Source organism: Microbacterium sp. K24 (assembly GCF_004794465.1).
GTDB lineage: Bacteria > Actinomycetota > Actinomycetes > Actinomycetales > Microbacteriaceae > Microbacterium.
Genome location: NZ_SSDJ01000048.1, coordinates 1 through 17,415, shown reverse-complemented (window position 1 = coordinate 17,415; position 17,415 = coordinate 1). Strand labels below are relative to the sequence as shown.

16 protein-coding genes are annotated in these 17,415 nt (G+C 67.4%); 10 read left to right on the top strand and 6 right to left on the bottom strand.

Translation table 11 applies throughout. The features are described from left to right. Positions 1-113: 113 nt before the first annotated feature. Complete coding sequence (locus DW306_RS21460; RefSeq protein WP_205814083.1) at positions 114-479, bottom strand: hypothetical protein; 366 nt, start codon at positions 477-479, stop codon at positions 114-116. Between the two features lie 149 nt (positions 480-628). Between DW306_RS21460 and DW306_RS02590 the strand changes: the two genes are divergently transcribed. Continuing rightward, the gene (locus tag DW306_RS02590) at positions 629-2,134 is read left to right on the top strand and encodes an L-serine ammonia-lyase, iron-sulfur-dependent, subunit alpha (RefSeq protein WP_136054087.1); all 1,506 of its coding nucleotides are present in this window, start codon (positions 629-631) and stop codon (positions 2,132-2,134) included. Between the two features lie 37 nt (positions 2,135-2,171). Here DW306_RS02590 and DW306_RS02585 read toward each other — a convergent pair whose 3' ends face one another. Continuing rightward, positions 2,172-3,125 carry an L-lactate dehydrogenase gene (locus DW306_RS02585; RefSeq protein ID WP_136054086.1) on the bottom strand — a complete coding sequence of 318 codons (954 nt, stop codon included), beginning with the start codon at positions 3,123-3,125 and terminating at the stop codon, positions 2,172-2,174. Positions 3,126-3,240: 115 nt separating this feature from the next. On the opposite strand from DW306_RS02585, the gene DW306_RS02580 reads away from it, so the two are divergent. The 4 genes from DW306_RS02580 to DW306_RS02565 are packed head-to-tail and all read left to right on the top strand — an operon-like array spanning position 3,241 to position 6,190. Next, a complete protein-coding gene (locus DW306_RS02580) occupies positions 3,241-3,999 on the top strand; it encodes an AAA family ATPase (RefSeq protein WP_136054085.1) in 759 nt (252 codons plus the stop codon). Between the two features lie 23 nt (positions 4,000-4,022). Further along, positions 4,023-4,619 carry a TetR family transcriptional regulator gene (locus DW306_RS02575; RefSeq protein WP_136054084.1) on the top strand — a complete coding sequence of 199 codons (597 nt, stop codon included), beginning with the start codon at positions 4,023-4,025 and terminating at the stop codon, positions 4,617-4,619. Between the two features lie 57 nt (positions 4,620-4,676). Further along, the gene (locus DW306_RS02570) at positions 4,677-5,459 is read left to right on the top strand and encodes an ABC transporter ATP-binding protein (protein WP_136054083.1); all 783 of its coding nucleotides are present in this window, start codon (positions 4,677-4,679) and stop codon (positions 5,457-5,459) included. Beyond that, complete coding sequence (locus tag DW306_RS02565) at positions 5,456-6,190, top strand: ABC transporter permease (protein WP_136054082.1); 735 nt, start codon at positions 5,456-5,458, stop codon at positions 6,188-6,190. The genes DW306_RS02570 and DW306_RS02565 overlap by 4 nt, the downstream gene beginning before the upstream one ends. 9 nt (positions 6,191-6,199) lie before the next feature. Here DW306_RS02565 and hrpB read toward each other — a convergent pair whose 3' ends face one another. The 3 genes from hrpB to DW306_RS02550 all read right to left on the bottom strand — a co-directional run bounded on the left by hrpB (position 6,200) and on the right by DW306_RS02550 (position 10,941). Continuing rightward, positions 6,200-8,752: an ATP-dependent helicase HrpB gene (gene hrpB, locus DW306_RS02560; protein WP_136054081.1), complete on the bottom strand. Its 2,553-nt coding sequence runs from the start codon at positions 8,750-8,752 to the stop codon at positions 6,200-6,202. Positions 8,753-8,831: 79 nt separating this feature from the next. Next, the gene (locus DW306_RS02555; RefSeq protein ID WP_136054080.1) at positions 8,832-10,427 is read right to left on the bottom strand and encodes an SPFH domain-containing protein; all 1,596 of its coding nucleotides are present in this window, start codon (positions 10,425-10,427) and stop codon (positions 8,832-8,834) included. 85 nt (positions 10,428-10,512) lie between these two features. Continuing rightward, positions 10,513-10,941 carry a MarR family transcriptional regulator gene (locus DW306_RS02550; protein WP_136054079.1) on the bottom strand — a complete coding sequence of 143 codons (429 nt, stop codon included), beginning with the start codon at positions 10,939-10,941 and terminating at the stop codon, positions 10,513-10,515. Between the two features lie 443 nt (positions 10,942-11,384). Here DW306_RS02550 and DW306_RS02545 point away from each other — a divergent pair, with 443 nt between their 5' ends. The 5 genes from DW306_RS02545 (at position 11,385) to DW306_RS02525 (ending at position 17,125) form a co-directional block, all read left to right on the top strand. Beyond that, positions 11,385-12,122: a TnsA-like heteromeric transposase endonuclease subunit gene (locus DW306_RS02545; RefSeq protein WP_136054078.1), complete on the top strand. Its 738-nt coding sequence runs from the start codon at positions 11,385-11,387 to the stop codon at positions 12,120-12,122. After that, positions 12,122-14,125, top strand: a complete 2,004-nt coding sequence (locus DW306_RS02540; protein WP_136054077.1) for a Mu transposase C-terminal domain-containing protein — start codon at positions 12,122-12,124, stop codon at positions 14,123-14,125. Before DW306_RS02545 ends, DW306_RS02540 begins: the two co-directional genes overlap by 1 nt. Next, a complete protein-coding gene (locus DW306_RS02535) occupies positions 14,122-15,150 on the top strand; it encodes an ATP-binding protein (protein ID WP_136054076.1) in 1,029 nt (342 codons plus the stop codon). The genes DW306_RS02540 and DW306_RS02535 overlap by 4 nt, the downstream gene beginning before the upstream one ends. Positions 15,151-15,635: 485 nt before the next feature. Further along, on the top strand, positions 15,636-16,058 hold the full coding sequence (locus tag DW306_RS02530) for a hypothetical protein (protein WP_136054075.1): 423 nt from the start codon (positions 15,636-15,638) through the stop codon (positions 16,056-16,058). Between the two features lie 389 nt (positions 16,059-16,447). Beyond that, on the top strand, positions 16,448-17,125 hold the full coding sequence (locus tag DW306_RS02525; protein ID WP_136054074.1) for a hypothetical protein: 678 nt from the start codon (positions 16,448-16,450) through the stop codon (positions 17,123-17,125). Here the strand turns inward: DW306_RS02525 and DW306_RS02520 are convergent. Next, entirely contained in the window at positions 17,075-17,359 is a 285-nt protein-coding gene (locus DW306_RS02520) for a helix-turn-helix transcriptional regulator (RefSeq protein ID WP_136054073.1), read from the bottom strand. The two genes, DW306_RS02525 and DW306_RS02520, sit on opposite strands and share 51 nt — an antisense overlap. Positions 17,360-17,415: the final 56 nt, after the last annotated feature.

Below are 17,415 nucleotides of genomic sequence, written 5' to 3'. Positions count from 1 at the left end.
GGCGCGGCACGTTCCGGTCGCGCTTTCTGTCGCCTCGACGTCGTTCCAGCGGCAGGATTCGCGACCGGAACGGAGCGCGGCGGCAGGAATCGCGACCGGAACGACCGCGTGGCTCAGTCGGCCTGGGGCTCTTCCGTCTCGACGACCCCGATGCCGACGGCCTCGTGGTCGGGCTCGGGCTCCTCGCGCTTCGGCGCCTTCGGCTCCTCGCCCGGGTCCTTCTCGGTGCTCGGCTCCTCGAGCTCGTCGTTGCTCGGGATCTCCTCCGGGTCGGCCTGCTCGGGGGAGTCGGCCTCGGCCGGGGCCGATGCCTGGCCCGGGTTCTGCACCTGTCCCTCGGCGGGGACCTCGTCCGCACCCTGCGCCGCGCCCGAATCGTCGGCGTCACCCGTGGTGTGGACCTGCTCCGGGGTCAGCGCGTTCACTTCGCCCGCGTCGTCGGCTGGTGCGGACTCCTGGTTCGGCGTGCTGTCGGTCATGATCGCCCCTTTCGTGATGTCGTCACGATCAGCATGCCGCCGCGGCGAGCCGTCCTGAAGGGGATTGACGAACACGCAGTCGGGCATCAGCGCGCGAGTCAGGTTAACGTCGATGAACCGGATCCCCGAATGCGGCGTAGCCTGGAGGCGTGACAGCGTACGTCTCGGCCTTCGACCTCTTCTCCATCGGAGTGGGGCCTTCGAGCTCCCATACGGTCGGACCGATGCGGGCGGCGCTCGCCTTCGCGCAGCGGCTCAGCGCGAGCGGCTCGCTCGATCGCATCGCGCGCGTCGGCAGCACCCTCTACGGCTCGCTCGGCGCGACCGGGATCGGTCATGGCACTCCGGATGCCGTCGTCGCCGGGCTGCGCGGACTCTCGCCGGAGACCTGCGACCCCTCCGAGGTCCGTTCGGCGTGGACTGCGTACGTCGCGGGCGAACCGCTGCGGCTGAACGGCGTGCACGCCGTGGCGTTCGCGAAGGAGGACATCGTCTTCGCCCCGCGCACGCGTCTGCCGGGGCATCCGAACGCGATGACCCTCACCGCCTGGGATGCCGATGGCGCCGTCGTCACCGAGGACACCTACTACTCGATCGGCGGAGGCTTCATCCGCCGCGATGGCGAGGAGGCCCGGATCGCGACCGGCAGCTTCCCTTACGCCTACGCGGATGCCGCGTCGCTGCTCGCGCTGTGCGATGAGAACGGGCTGTCGATCGCCGAGCTCGCGCGTCTCAACGAGGCCTCGCTGCGCAGCGAGGAGGAGGTCGCCGCGGGCCTCGATGCGATCTGGAACGCGATGTCGGCCTGCGTCGACGCAGGCCTGCATTCCGACGGGGTCCTGCCCGGCATGCTGAAGGTGAAGCGTCGCGCCGGCACGATCCGCGCGCAGCTGGAGGAATCGGAGGCCGGTGGACACCGTGAGCTCCCGGGCGAGTGGCTCGGGGCGTTCGCGCTGGCCGTCAATGAGGAGAACGCCGCCGGCGGCCGCGTCGTCACCGCGCCGACCAATGGGGCCGCGGGCATCCTCCCGGCTGTCGGCATGTACTGGTGGCGCTTCATGGCCGACTCCGGCCTCGGCGCCGGCAACGCCGTCACGCCCTACGGCGAGCTGGTGGGCAGCGCCCTGCTCGGCTTCGACGGTGCGCACGCTCCGGCAGACGAGCACGGCGAGGCCACGAGTCTCGACGACGACCTCGTCGCGGAGGCGAACCGTCGCCGCGGCATCCGTCGTTTCCTCCTCACGGCCACCGCGCTCGGGTCCCTGTTCAAGGCGAACGCCTCGATCTCGGGAGCCGAAGGCGGATGCCAGGCCGAGATCGGGTCCGCGTGCGCGATGGCGGCCGGCGGGCTCACCGCCGTGATGGGCGGCACCAACCGGCAGATCGAGAACGCGGCCGAGATCGCGATGGAGCATCACCTCGGACTCACCTGCGACCCGATCGGCGGTCTCGTGCAGATCCCCTGCATCGAGCGGAATGCGATCGCCGCCTCGACGGCCGTCACCGCCGCCCGGCTCGCGCTGCGGGGCGACGGCAGCCACTACGTCTCGCTGGATGCCGTGGTCGAGACGATGCGGCAGACCGGCGTCGACATGTCGACGAAGTACAAGGAGACCAGCGAAGGCGGCCTCGCGGTCAACGTCATCGAGTGCTGACTCCTGTTCGTCGGCTGAGGGTCCCTCTGTTCCTCACTCAGGTCCCGAGAGACGCGCGGACCTCGCGGAGAGCATCGGCGGAGCGGCGCAGCAGGCCGAGCTCGTTGGCCGAGTACGGCGTCGCATGGATCGGCGTGGCGCCGGCGGCGCTGACGATCGACGGAACCGAGAGAGCCACGCCGTCGAGGCCGTGATAGCCGTCGAGCACCGTGCTGACGGGCATCACGGCGTGCTCGTCGCGAAGGATCGCTTCCACGATGCGCGCGCTGGAGAGACCGATGGCGTAGTTGGTCGCTCCCTTGCCCTGGATGACCTTGTACGCGGCATCGCGCACGTCCACCGCGATCGTGTCGAGTTCGTCGACGGTCATCTTCGGGTGACCGGGCGCCTCCCAGTCGAGGATCGGAACGGTGCCGATCGTCGCCGTCGACCAGAGCGGGAACTCCGTGTCGCCGTGCTCGCCGACGATGTGCGCGTGCACGCTGCCGGTCGAGACGCCGGCGCGTCGGGCGAGCTTCCATCGCAGGCGCGAGGTGTCGAGGACGGTGCCCGACGCGAAGATGCGTTCACGAGGCAGGTTCGTCGCCTCCTGCGCCAGAACGGTGAGAACATCGCAGGGATTGGTCACGATGACGTAGATCGCATCAGGGGCCGCCTCGAGCAGCTTCGGCATCATCGAGCTGAGGATGCCGGCATTGACGCCCGCCAGCTCGATGCGCGTCTGGCCCGGCTTCTGCTTCGCGCCCGCGGTGATCACCACGACATGCGAACCTTCGACGACGGCGAGGTCGCTGCCGCCGATGATGTCGCTGGAGCCGGTGAACTGGGTGCCGTGGGCGAGGTCCAGGACCTCTGCTTCGACCTTCTCCGCGGCAATGTCGTACAGGGCGATGTGTCGTGCCGATCCGCGGATGAGCGAGGCGTACGCGACGCTCGATCCGACGCTGCCGGCGCCGACGACGGTGAGTTTGGAATTCTCGATGACGGCCATGCGGCCAGTCTGGCAGGGCGACGCGCCCACGACCACCGCCGGCCGGGGCCGGCGATCCGTGCTGTCGGACGCTTCCGCTAGTCTCCCCGGAGGATCGGATGCCGAGGGAGTGCGAATGTCGAGTGATTTCTGGGCGCCGACGTCTCGCCGCCGGAAGCAGCAGCCGGTGGTGTCGGTGCAGCCCTCCGACGACGCACCGGCGGCGGGCGCGGAATGGCCGACGAACATCCCGGCGGTCGCCCAGGTGCTGCGGGAGGGGCTCGAGCTCGACCCCGGCGTGACCTTCCTGGTGGGAGAGAATGGCAGCGGCAAGTCGACCATCGTCGAGGGCGTCGCGATCGCCTACGGGCTGTCGCCGGAGGGCGGATCGCGGCAGGCCCGACATCGCACGCGCCCGACCGAATCGCCGCTGTCGGAGTGGTTGCGGCTGCAGCGCGGCGTCGGCGCGAACCGCTGGGGCTTCTTCCTGCGCGCCGAGACGATGCACTCGTTCTACACCTACCTCGAGGAGAACCCTTCGACGAGCGGGCCCGACGTCCCCTTCCACGAGATGAGCCACGGGGAGTCCTTCCTCGCCCTGCTCGAGAGCCGCTTCGACGACCCCGGCTTCTACTGCCTCGACGAGCCCGAGGCGGCGCTGTCGTTCAACTCGACGCTGGCTCTGATCGCCGTGCTCCGACGCATCGCCGACGAGGGCGGCCAGGTGCTCTGCGCGACGCATTCGCCGGTGCTCGCCGCGCTTCCCGGTGCCCGCATCCTCGAGGTGGGCGACTGGGGCGTGCGGCCGACGCAGTGGAACGATCTCGAGATCGTGAACCACTGGCGCTCGTTCCTCGACAGCCCCGATCGCTATCTGCGGCACCTGCTCGACTAGCGCGAAGTCGTAGGCTGGCGGGCATGACCGAGCAGAAGGCGCCGCGCCGCCGCGGACGTCCGCGCGGCGGCACCGATTCGCGGGAGCGCATCATCGCGGCGGCCGTCGACGAGTTCGGCGAGCAAGGGTACGACGGCACGACCGTGCGCTCGATCGCGGCGCGGGCCGGAGTGGATTCGGCGCTCGTGCACCACTATTTCGGTACGAAGGCCGACCTGTTCGCGGAGGCCGTGGGCATTCCGCTCCGCCCCGACATCGACGTGCCAGGCATCCTCGCCGGATCGCACGACGAGGTGGGCGAACGACTCGTCCGGTACGTGCTCGATGCGTTCGAGCAGCCCGACATCCGTCGGCGCGGAGTGATGCTGATGCGCACCGCGATCGGCAGCCGCCTGACGACGCCGCTGCTCGCCGGCTTCCTGTCGAGGGAGCTGATCGGCCGGATCGCGAAGACCCTCGGTGTGGAGGATGCCGAGCTGCGCGCGACGCTCGTCGCCTCGCAGATGGCCGGGCTCCTGCTCACCCGCTACGTGCTGAAGATCGCGCCGATCGCCACGGCATCCGTCGACGAGCTGGTCGCCCGCATCGGCCCGAACGTGCAGCGGTACCTCTTCGGCTGACGCCGCCCCGCTCGGCATCCGTTGACGCGATCGACGGCGAGGCGCATAATTCATCACATGATGAATAACTCGGCCGTCGAGATCGCGCAGCTGCGGGTGCGCCGGGGGAGCGTGCACGTCTTCGACGGCATCGACTTGACGATCCCGCGAGGTCAGATCACCGGTCTGCTCGGGCCGTCCGGCTGCGGCAAGACCACGCTGATGCGCTCGATCGTCGGCGTGCAGAAGATCGCCTCGGGTGACGTGACGGTGCTCGGCGAACCGGGCGGATCGCGCCAGCTGCGCCACCGTGTCGCGTACGGCACGCAGGGTGCAGCGGTCTACGGCGACCTCAGCGTGCGACAGAACCTCGCGTACTTCGCGGCGCTGCTCAAGGCGCCGATGAACGATGTCGACCGGGTCATCGACGAGGTCGGCCTGAGGGCTCAGAGCGGTCAGCGGGTCGACTCGCTCAGCGGCGGCCAGGAGACCCGGGTCTCGCTCGCGATGGCGCTCATCGGCTCGCCGGAGCTGGTCGTGCTGGATGAGCCGACCGTCGGGCTCGACCCGGTGCTGCGCGCCGAGCTGTGGGAGCTCTTCCGGGGGCTCGCCGAACGCGGCGTGACGCTGATCGTGTCGAGTCATGTCATGGACGAGGCGCTCCGCTGCGACCGACTGCTGCTGATGCGCGAGGGGCGGATCATCGCCGACACGACGCCGTCGGCGCTGCTCGCGGACACCGGTGCGGCCGACCCGGAGGACGCGTTCCTCGCGCTGATCGAGCGCGACCGCACAGCGCACGACGACACCCGCCGCTCTCGCCGAGAAGCACGCGATCCGCGAGGGGAGGCCGCGGAATGAACGGCCGTCGGATGTTCGCCACCGCGGGGAGGGTGCTGGCGCAGTTGCGGCACGACCCTCGCTCGATCGCGCTGATGGTGATCGCCCCGAGCCTGCTCGTCGGACTCTTCGCATGGCTCTTCAGTGACCAGGACGGGGTCTTCGACCAGTTCGGCGGAGCGATCCTCGCCCTCTTCCCGTTCGTGGTGATGTTCCTCGTCACCTCGATCACCACGCTGCGGGAGCGCAGGTCCGGCACACTCGAGCGCCTCATGACGACCCCGCTCGGCAAGGCCGACTTCATCCTCGGCTACGCGCTCGCCTTCGGACTGATGGCGCTGCTGCAGGCCGTGATCACCGTGTCGTTCGCGGTCGGAGTGTGCGGGCTCGACGTCGACGGACCGCTCTGGCAGCTCGGACTCGTGGCCGTCGTCGACGCACTGCTCGGCACCGCACTCGGCCTGCTCGCGAGCGCCTTCGCACAGACGGAGTTCCAGGCCGTGCAGTTCATGCCCGTGCTGGTGTTCCCGCAGATCATCCTCGGCGGGCTGTTCATGCCCCGCGATCGAATGCCCGACGTGCTGCACGCGATCTCGGACTGGCTGCCGTTGAGCTACGCGATCGACACGATCAACGCCGTCGCGGCAGGCGACGAGGGGTGGGACGTGTTCGGCCCGCTGCTCATCGTGGTGGCATTCGCGGTCGGCGCGCTCGCCCTTGCCTCGCTCACCCTGCGTCGCCGCACGCGCTGAGGATCTGCCTCAGCGGGCGGCCCGGCCCTTGGTGTGCCGGGTCGGCACGGCGGCCCACGGGTCCTCGGGCCACGGATGCTTCGGGTAGCGGCCCCGCATCTCGGCGCGCACCTGAGAGTAGGGGCCCGACCAGAACGAGGTGAGGTCGTCGGTGACCGCGAGCGGACGCCCGGCGGGGGAGAGCAGGTGGAAGAGGACGGGCACGCGGCCGTCGACCAGCCGGGGAGTCTCGGCCCAGCCGAAGCACTCCTGCAGCTTCACGGCGACGACGGGCCGGGCGTCCGCGTCGTCGGGGGCGGGATACGCGATGCGGATGCGCGATCCGCTCGGCACCTCGAGCCGCTCCGGCGCGAGCTCGTCGAGGCGACGCGCCTCCGGCCACGGCAGCAGCCGACGGAGGGCAGACGTCAGGTCCAAGCGCGCCACCGTGGTGCCGCCTGCCAGGGCATCGAGTTCCGGCGCCAGCCAGGCATCGAGGGCGGCGAGCAGTCCGGCATCCGACACGTCCGGCCACGGCGATCCGAGCTCGCGGTGCAGCAGCGCCAGACGCGATCGCAGTTCGACGGCCGAGGATGGCCAGGCGAACATGCTCAGCCCCTCGCGCCGCAGGGCCCGGCGCACGGCATCCCGCCCCTCGTCGACCGACGCTCGCACCGGCGCCGAGGAACGCAGGATCGCGCCCACACGGCGCTCGCGGCGGGCCTGGACGCGACCTCCGACGAACTCCGCCTCGACCCGGTCGGTGAGCAGGTGGCTCGCCGCCTGTTCCATCTGCTGCTCGGTGAGCACCGCCGCAGCCCGCACGATCGCACCGGAGCCGGCAGCCGCCCGCCCGGACGCTCGGGCGACGTCGGCGATGGCCAGCCACTCGCTCGCGGCGAGCGGGCCGCTCACCCCCGCGCGGGTTCCGGATGCGAGTAGGAAGGTCGCGCCGCCGGCCGTGCGGTCCACGCGGCGGGCGACGCGCTCGGGGAACGCGAGCGCGATCACGAGACCGGTGCCGTCGAGATCCGAGCGCACGCCGGGCGACGGCACCGTCAGGCGTTCCAGCCGGTCTGCATCGCTGCGCCACCGTCGTGCCTCCGGGGTCCGTCCGCCGCGGAGGGCGACGAGCGTCTGCGCCACATCGGAATCCGTCGTGCGCACGTCGCCGCCCAGCAGTGCGACGACCTCGGCGGCGAGCCGCGTGCCCACCACCGGGCTGCCGTCGCGCAGCGCGCGGGCGAGCCGCGGATCGGTCGGGATGCGTGCCAGGGCGCGACCCTCGGAGGTCGCGCGGCCGTCGTCGTCGATCGCGCCGAGGTCGTGCAGCACCGTGATGGCGTCGGCCAGGCTGTCGGACGGCAGCGGATCGATCAGTCGCAGCCCCGCCCCGCCCGGCGCACCCCAGCACGCGAGCAGCAGGGCGGCGTCCGCGAGGTCGCTCGAGGCGATCTCCGGAGTGGGGCGAGCGGGAGCCGCCGCGTAGGTGCGTTCATCGACACAGCGCACGACGATTCCCGGCCCTTGACGGGTGGCGCGGCCGGCGCGCTGCCTGCAGGACGAGCGCGAGGCGGCGGTGGTCACGAGTCCCGTCATCCCGCGTGCCGCATCGCGCTGCGGCGACCGGGCCAGGCAGGTATCGACGACCAGTCGCACGCCGGGCACGGTGAGCGAGGACTCGGCGAGCGAGGTCGTGACGATGATGCGGGCCTGCTCACCGGGGCGACGGCCGCGGATCACGGCATCCTGCTCGGCAGCGGGCATCCGACCGTGCAGCTCCCGCACGTCGAACGCAGCGGTCGCGTCGCGGACGCGGCGCGCGATCTCCGACACCTCACGCGCACCGGGTGCGAAGACCAGCACGTCGGCCGCAGGATCATCGCGGATCAGACCGAGGGCGGCGGATGCCGTGGTCCGGGCGACATGATCAAGGAAGTCCCAGGTCACTCCACGCTCGTCGAGGCGTGGAGCGGAGCTCGGCGCCCAGCGCTCGGTGAGCGGGAAGGCGGGAACCTCGTGGTCGATGATCGGAGCGGGCTGGTCGTCGGTGCCGATCACGGCGGCGATCCGCGCGGCGTCGAGGGTCGCCGACATGGCGACGAGCACGAGGTCGTCCCGCAGCTCGCGCACCTCCGAGAGCAGACCGATCAGCAGGTCGGTCTCGAGCGCGCGCTCGTGCACTTCGTCGATGATGACCGCATCGACGCCGGCGAGGCCCGGATCGTCGAGCAGTCGCCGGAGCAGCACGCCGGCCGTGACGAACTCGACCCGTGTCTCCCGCGACACCATGCGCTCGCCGCGGACGGTGAACCCGACCCGCGTGCCGAGGGGCGAGCCGTCGAGCTGCGCCAGTCGGCGCGCTGCTGCCCGGGCGGCGACGCGACGCGGCTGGGTCACGATCACGCGACCGGAAGACCGCGATGCCAGCAGCGGAGGGACGAGCGTGGTCTTGCCCGTGCCGGGAGGTGCGCTCACCACGGTCGACGTGCTCGTGTCGAGCGTCGTCGACAGCTCGGCGACAGCCGCCGCGAACGACAGACCCGCGCCGATCGTCGCGAGGTCGAAAGCGGCGGACGTCATCGTCCCAGTCTGCCTCGTCGGCCCGGACACGGCGGATGCCGCGACCGAATCGGCCGCGGCATCCGCTCTGTCCTGTCTGCTACTCCGCGGCAGGAGCCGGCGGGGCCGGCGGCGGCGGAGTGGTGGGCTTGGCCGTGCGCTTCGCGGGAGGCGTGGCTGCGGCCACACCCTCGCCGATGCCGCGACCGACGGCCTGACCCTGGATGATGCCCGCGAGGTCGAGCCCGGTGGCCGACTGCACGCTGTCGAACACCGATCGGAGGGCCTTGGCGCTGTCGGCGCCGACCACGCTGGAGGCACCGTCCTCGCCGGAGCCGCCGATGATCGACACGTTGCCGATCGCGGAGTAGCCCTTGGCGAACTCGGCCATGATCGACGGCAGCACCTCGAGCACGCGCTGCGAGAGGAAGGCGTCCTGGTTGGAGGCGATGGCCTTGGCCTCGGCCTCGAGGGCGGCGGCGCGGGCATCACCGGTGGCGCGGATCGCCTCGGCTTCGGCCGCAGCCTGCAGGCGTCGGGCGTGCGCTTCGGCCTCGGCCTTCGAGCGCAGCGCGTCGGCCTCACCGGTGGCGCTCGCGACGGCCGCCGCAGCCTCACCGTCGGCGCGAGCCTTGTCGGCCTGGGCCTGCTGCTCCGCGATGCGGGTGCGGGCCTCGGCCTGCTTGACCTGCTCGATCGCCGCAGCCTCCGCCGCACGCTCCCGGGTGTAGAGCTCGGCCTGGGCGCGGGTCTCGGCCTCGTACCGCTGGGCGTCGGCGACGCGCTTGACGTCGGCGTCGAGCTGCGCCTGCCGGTTCTCGGCCTGCTGCTGCAGAACGGCCTGCTGCGCCTGCTCGCGGGCGAGGTTCTCGGCCTGCTCGGCCTCGGCGCGCGCACGGCCGATGCCGGCGTTCGCGTTGGCGGTGTTGGTGTCGAGAGCGGTCTGCTCGACGAGGTTGGCTTCCTGGTTGGCGATGTTCTTCTGGTTGATCGCGCGGTCGGCGTTGGTCTGCGAGATCTCGGCCGACTGACGCTTCGCCTGGATCTCGGGGGCGCCGAGGGACTGGATGTAGCCGACCTTGTCGGTGATGCCCTTGATCTGGAACGAGTCGAGGATCAGGCCCTGCTCGGCGAGCTCCTGCGAGACGTCGGCGGCGATCTGATCCGAGAACTTCTTCCGCTCGCGCATGAGCTCGACCACCGAGAGCGTGGCGACGATGCCGCGGAGCGCACCCTCGAGCTGCTCGGTGGTGAACTGCTCGATGGCCGTGTCCTGCGAGGCGAAGCGCTCGGCCGCGCGGCGCACCAGGAGGGGATCGGAGCCGATCTTCACTATGGCCACCCCGTCGACGTTCAGCGTGACGCTGTCGAGCGACTGCGCTTCGGCATTGAGGGAGACCTGCCGCGAGCGCAGCGAGATGATCTCGTGACGCTGGGTGATCGGGTTGACGACCGCTTTGCCGTTGACGATGACGGTGACGGGCGACTCCGACATCTCGTCGCGGCTCGAGCCGTCGGCGCTGAGGACGGCGAGCTGCACCTTCTGCTTGCGTCCTGAGATGACGAGAGCCTCGTCGGCTCGGGCGACCTTGATCCAGCTGCGTGCGAACAGCAGCAGGATGAGCAGCAGAACGACGACGACGACGGCGGCGATGCCGACGATGACGAGGATGCCGATGATTCCGGCGATCTCCATGATGAGCTTCCTTTCCCCCCGGCGCGCCGTGCTGCGCGCCTTCAGGCTCCACCCTGCCAGATCGGAGGGAGCGGGGTGGAAAGGGTCAACCGCGACGGAGCTTTTCCGCCAGGTCGCGCAGGGTGCGGAGTTCGGCGTCGTCGAGACGGGACATGCGCTCGGCGATCGAGCGGCCGTGGATCGTGGCGAGGGCACGGAACGTGCGGGCCCCGGCATCCGTCGCGCGGATCAGTGCGCCGCGACCGTCTTCCGGGTCGGGGCACTTCGAGACGAGGCCGCGCGAGACCATGCGGTCGACCAGGCGCGAGACGCTCGGCTGGCTGATCAGCATGTTGGTCGTGACATCGCGGAGCCGCGCGGTCATATCGGGGGAGCGCGTCACCGTCAGGAGGACGTCGTATTCGGCCTGCGCGAGATCGCCGTGCTCAAAGTCTTCCAGCATCTCGTTGAACAGTTCGTGCTGCGCGCGGAACAGGCTCTCCCAGGCCTCCAGGGCGAGCTTGCGATCGGTCATCCTCACAGAATAGTGGGAACAGTAAAGGGCCGGTCGGAGAGGCTCCCGACCGGCCCTTGTCCCTTGCACCAAGAGTGTCCTGCAATCACATGCGGTGGATGCCACAGCAAACATTCACCGTGTGATCACTGTATAACGGCAAGGTAACGAATGCAACGGTTTGGTCACGGAATGTTTCGCCGACCGGCGGTGTCCGATCTCACCAAAAGTGTCGGAGTCTCACGAAAGGTGTCAGAGCGTCTCACGAAGCTGTCGGAATCTCACGAGACGTGTCGGAAGCGCGGCGTGTCGACGAGACCCGTCGAGCAGCGGACATAGTCTGCCCGTGAGCAGATCCCCAGTCGGGCATCTTTGTCAGGGCTCAGAACATAGGCCAGTACCGCTCCCCAGGAGAGAGGCTGACTGCCAAATAGGAAGCATCCGTCGACGTCGATTGGATCCCTATGGACCTGACTCAGCAGTGGCCTGTCCCTCCGTCGCCTGAAATGGGCAGGAGGCGAGCTCGCGTTGAGTATCGTCTCGATGGCGTGCAATTGGAGCTTGACGCCGTCGACTGCGACGACGTCCCCTTCGAACGAGGCGACCCTGCTCGGAGCTTTCCCAGTTGGCGCCTCAAACGGCACTACGACGGCTACCACTGGATGGGAACGCTTGGTGCGTCGATCGGATTCGAGTCGCTGACCGAGCGGGGCTGCCTCATCGAGTTGGACCGCACCCCCGGCGTAGTTGCGGTCGCCAGCCAGCCGATGTGGATTCGGTGGACCGCGTCCGACGGCCCGCGCGAGCACTACCCGGACTACTTCGTGCGTCTGGACGACGGGCACGCCGTGCTGATGGATGTCAAGCCGGCGGCTCAGATCAAAGACAACGTCAGAAGACAGTTCGACATGACGGCGGTGTTCGCCGCTGAGCGCGGCTGGCGGTATGTCGTCTATGACGCGGAATCGCCAATCCGCGAAGCCAACCTCCGATTCCTGGGCCCGTTCCGAGACTGGGCGACCAGCAAGGAACTGCCGATGCTCCCAGAAGATGGGCTGCCGCTGGCTGAGGTAGCTGCGCTATTCGGCGTCGGATCCGAGGGCTTCGCGCACTGCTACGCGCACCTCTGGTCAGGGGCGCTCGAGGCAGATCTCGATCAGCCCCTCAGCATCAGAACGATCGTGTGGGAAAGGAGCGCGTGATGCGCGTTGTGGTTGGCGGGTCGCTTGTGTGGCGTCAACGCAGATTCGCCGTTTTGTTCATTGAGAACGACTCGGCGATGCTCCGAGATGAGGACGGAAGTGAGGTCGAAGTCGCTCTCGACGAGCTTGGACATGATGCAACACCGGTGCCTAGCGACACTTCGGGTCTGCTGAACCTCTCTCTGCAGGTGCAGGACATCGAGCCCGACATGGATCCCTGGCTGCAGTCGTGCATACGCATTGAGGCGACCCGAGAAGAAATCGGGGTCGGGAAGGCTGTCGAAACGGAGCGCGAGTGGCTGGAGACGCGCCTAAGTAAAACCGTCTCCACGCGCGCTGTGGAGCGTCGGCTCAAAGCGTTCCGAGAGCAGGGGACGACCACTGCAGGGAAGTGCTCCCCACGCAAGAGCACCTGGGATCCGCGCCTCGTCGAGGCCATCAACCACGTACTCGGAGGAAAGAGCCGCGCCTCGACTGTCAGCCGAACTACAGCGATCGAACAGATCACGAGGCGCGTCGAACGTCTCCATGGCGATGCGGTGAAGCTGCCGAGCCGAGCAACGTTCTTCCGACTTCTCGAAGCAGACGAGCACGGGCAATTCACCTTCGGTTCGGCCAAGACTCGTGAGTCGCTTGCGCTGCAACCCGACGGCAAATTCGGCACCCGCACCGCACTGCGTCCCGGCGAATTGGTCGAGATGGACTCCACGCGGATCGATGTCATGTTGCGGATCGATGAGGAAACGGTCGGTCGGCCCGAGCTGACCATTCTCCTAGACGTCGCGACGCGCTCGATCCTGGCGGCGATGCTGCGCCCGGAGGGGACCAAGAGCGTCGATCTGGTGGCTGTGCTCGCACGGGCCCTGGTGCCCTATGGGCGGCGTATGGAAGGCGTTCGCGAGACTCGACAGCTGATCTCGACGGCATGGGCTGATGATCAACTGATCGATCAGGAGCGATTTGAGCGATTGCGTCTCGCGCAGCCGTACGTGTTTCCCGACACGATCACCACCGACCGCGGACGAAACTACTTGTCGCGGCATTTCCGGGCTGCGTGCGAAACCTTGAATATTTCACTGATCACCTCGGCGCCGCACACGCCAACGGACAAACCGCACGTAGAGCGAGCGTTCGGGGCCATCAACTCGATGCTGCTGCAACATGTGAAGGGATATGTAGGACGCAGCGTCGAACATCGCGGTCGCGACACAGACGTGGAATCCGACGAACTACTGACGATTGCGCAGGCCCAGGAGCTCCTCGAGGACTGGATCGCGGTGGAGTGGCAGAGCCGTCCGCATGACGGACTGCGCGACCCGTTGCATCCGCGTATCAAGTTGTCGCCGAACGAGATGTGTCGAGCGTTCCGTGCTTACGTGCCGGAGCTTCACGTACCGCTGACGCGAGACGACTACACTGCGCTGCTGCCCGTCCAGTATCGAGTGCTCAATCGCTACGGCGTGCGCATCGACCATCGCATTTACAACTCAGAGCGGCTCAAAGGCCTGTGGCGACGTAAGTCTGACGACAAGGCGAGAAACGGACGATGGCCGATCCGTGTGGACCCCTACAACCTGCACGTCGTTTGGCTTGAACATGATGGCGAGTTCATCCCGCTCCGATGGTCGAATCAGGTTCATGAACTCCCGATGCTGGGTGATGTGTGGCGGTACGCCCGTGCTGAGCACGCCCTCCGTGACGTTGAGCTCGACACGGAACGTCGTGAGCTAACGATCGCGATCAAGGCGTTCGCCGGGCAAGGAAATCGCGGGGCCAAGGATGTGAAGCCGGCTCGAAACGCGCGGCAGCGTGCGCGAGTGGCGGCGATCGCCGACGATCCAATGAACTTCACGAGCCTCAAGAGCATCGAGCTGGAGGAAACACCCGCCGATGAGGGCGAATTGTTGACCGATGGCACATCAGTCGACGAGTGGCCGAACACGGGCGGCTTCCCGTTCATCGGGGACGCACTCGATGAGGCGCGACGGAGGATCGACGAATGATCGAGATCGCAACCAAAGCCGGTTGGCGTGAGTACGTGGAAGCCACCTACGATCGACCCGCGCCGATCACTTCACAGGAACTTCGAGCGCTTAGCTTCGGCGACCGTGCTTTGTACAATCAGGGTCGCGCACAGTACGCGCAAGCAGGAGCATTCGTGCAGACTCCGCGGTTCAAGGCGTTTCAGCACGCTGTGCGAGACCGCGTAATGCTCAATACCTACCGACGAGTTGGAAAACTGGGCTTGATCTTGTCCGGGGAACCGGGTCATGGAAAAACGACTTCGCTGGTCGAGGTGGGTAGGTCACACGAACTCCGTCGGCGAGAGATCGGCCATCCTGCGGCAGGGCCGGGAAAGCTCCCTGTCGTTTACGTCGCGGTGCCGGCGCAGTGCTCTGCCAAGGCTTTGATGCATGAGTTTGCTAGGTTCTTGGGCCTGCCCCTCGTCGGACGAAAGACATACGGGGACCTGCTCGACATGGTGGCCAACGCACTTCGAGGATGCTCCACCGAACTCATATTGATCGACGACGTTCACCATCTCGACCTCAAGTACCGGCAGAACATCGAGGCTTCCGACATGCTCAAGCAACTGTCAGAGAGATGCGGGGGAACCTTCGTCTACGCAGGAATCGCGGTCGAAGGCACTGGACTGCTCGACGGTGAGCGCGGTGGGCAGATCGGGAAGCGGTTCGAAGTTCATGTCGCCGCACCGTTCAGCCTGGGCTCGAAAGCCGACGACTCCTGCTGGGGCGACCTGCTCCTGGCTATGGAGAACTCGTTGTGCCTCACGGAGCAAAAACTGGGGTCCATACTGTCCGTGGCAGAGGTTCTTCACGCGCTGACTGGTGGCGAGATCGGCTTGCTCAAAGATCTACTGCAGTTCGCTTCGCTCAAAGCCATGGACGACGGAACCGAAAAGCTCGACCTAGCGGCGTTTGATCACGACTTACAGCGGAGGCAGGAAGTCGCCAAGCTCCTCAATCCGAAGCCACCTCGCTCTCGAGTTGCGGCGCATTCGAGATGAGAAGCGTTACAGCTCTCCCTATTGCGGTTCAGCCCTTTCGCGACGAGACAGCAACGAGCTACTGGGTACGCCTGTGCCGCGCCAATGCCATCGCTCAGGCCGATCTCTGGCTCGCGTTAAGGCACCTCGATCGCGCGCTCCCAATCGGCGTCACGCCTAGGAACGCGATCAGGCATATCGAACTCCTGGGCGGACTCACCGAAGGGCTCTTGCAGCACCCAATGCGCAGAATCTCCTGCAAACACGGTGGATCCACGCGGCGGGTGGACTGTGCAGTTTGTCGGATGCTCCCCGCCGCGATCAGCCTGTGCAGGCGGTGCACTCGAGGCGAACTGGTGACCGCAGCACGTCGGAGTGGGCCGATCTGTGTGCGCCACCGCCGGTGGCACCTTGACAACCGTGACCTCGATGTCGGAGGCAAAACGAGGCACTTGAGAGCGCAGCGTCTGCTCAACGGGACGATGGCATTGCGCGGAGTGTCGTACATGTCGAGCGAAGTCGAGGCGGCGACCTTGCTGCTACAGCTGCGAGCGGGCGAGAACGATCCTGAGCCGCGCGACCGGGAGCATAACCAAGTCTCCTTGTTTCCACTGCACATCAACATCGCCCTGGTGCTTACGGATGACCGGATGGCGGGCGTGCTAATGTCCCGTCGGATCGGGCCTCACGCGACCGCAGTGGCGATCGATTGGGTCCTCAGTGCTCATTTCATTGGTCGCCGCGTCGGGAATGACGCGCTCAACGAAATCAGGATCGAAGGGCGCGAGCTCTGGCTTGGTAGAACCGCCGTCCGGCTTCAGGGCGGATGTGCTCTCACGTCATCCGCGCTGCGGCTCCTCCCGCACGTGAGAACGCTGAGGGTGCAACTCCTTCAGCATCGTTCCAAACTAGTCGGCGACCACTCATGATTCCCCTCCCTTGCCGAGTTCGACCGTTGACGGGGGAGACGCCAGACGGGTTCCTGGGACGACTCGCGGCGACGAACGCCATCGGTCTCACGAGTCTCCAGCGCTATATCTGGCAGGAGCTGGGTCTGACGACAGCGAACTCAACCAACGCTCGCTATGTCGCGGCAATTGAGCAGGCCGGGGGATTGGAGCCAGGGCACTTCGCCGGTCAACACGCTAGGTCTGGTCTGTTCCGCCGCTGCCATCACCACCACTGGCTTCTCACGCCCTGCCGCAAGTGTGGTGTGTTGGACCGCCCACGCGCGGCATGTTCAGTCTGCAGCGACGGGATCCTGACCGAGGTTGTCAGTCGAGGTGGGGGATTCTGCGTCCGGCACCGACGATGGCACATGTTCGGGCAGGACGAGTTGATTCGTCCCCCCGACGTCAACCGTCACGCCGAGCAGGTGCTGTCGGGACGGCTCTGGAACCGCGGCGTGACGATGCACACCGGCGAGATCGCGCTCGCGATCACCCTGATTCAAGACAGCCGAAGTGAGACATCCTGCAGCAGCGATGCCGCGCTCTCGCTTGTATATGGGCCTGCCGTTGAGCTGGCATTGACACTGACCGATGCCAGTGTGGCTCTCAGTTTGAGTGCTCTCTCAGAAGGCGAAGCACGCCAAGTCGAGGGACTCATCGGGCTGACGATCGGAGCAGGCCGAGGCTCTCGAACACCGGAGCTGGAGAGGACTGCGGCTCTGGTTGTCGCCGCGCATCGCACCGCGTTGGACGAGGCGGTACATATGCCGAACTCGCCCGCTACACGCGTGCGGATCGTGAGGTTTGAGAAAGGAATCGCCGAGGCGTCCTTTCGGAGCAAGGCCGTCCTGCTGCGACACGTCACACGCCCTGGGCGTCGAGTGAACGGCGCGAAGCTCCTGGTGCGAGGTGCTCCCAGTTCGCGGGTGGTTTCTCGCCGTATCGTTCCGGGGTGGGCTGATGACGCGCCGTGGATCCGAGATGTCGTCGTTCCGTCAACGGCTTCGAAGGTCGGGGACGTCGTCCGGAATCAAGTCGTGCAGTGAGATCCCCAGCACCTGCACCAGCGCGAGAACGGTGCGAATGGTCGGGTTGGCTGGATGGCCCGGACGGGACTCCCCTTTTTCGTACTTCTGGTACGTGTAACGCGTCAGGCCCGAGCGGTACGCGACGTCCTCTTGCGTCAGCCCCGCGCGCTCGCGCGCGGAACGAAGCGAGGTCGCGAGGCGGCGCGCATACGCGTTCCATTCCGCGTCGATGTCATCGTTCCGTCGGGGCACCTACCAAGCGTCGCGACGGGCAACTCCTCGTATGGCCTAATCGGTATGGCATAATT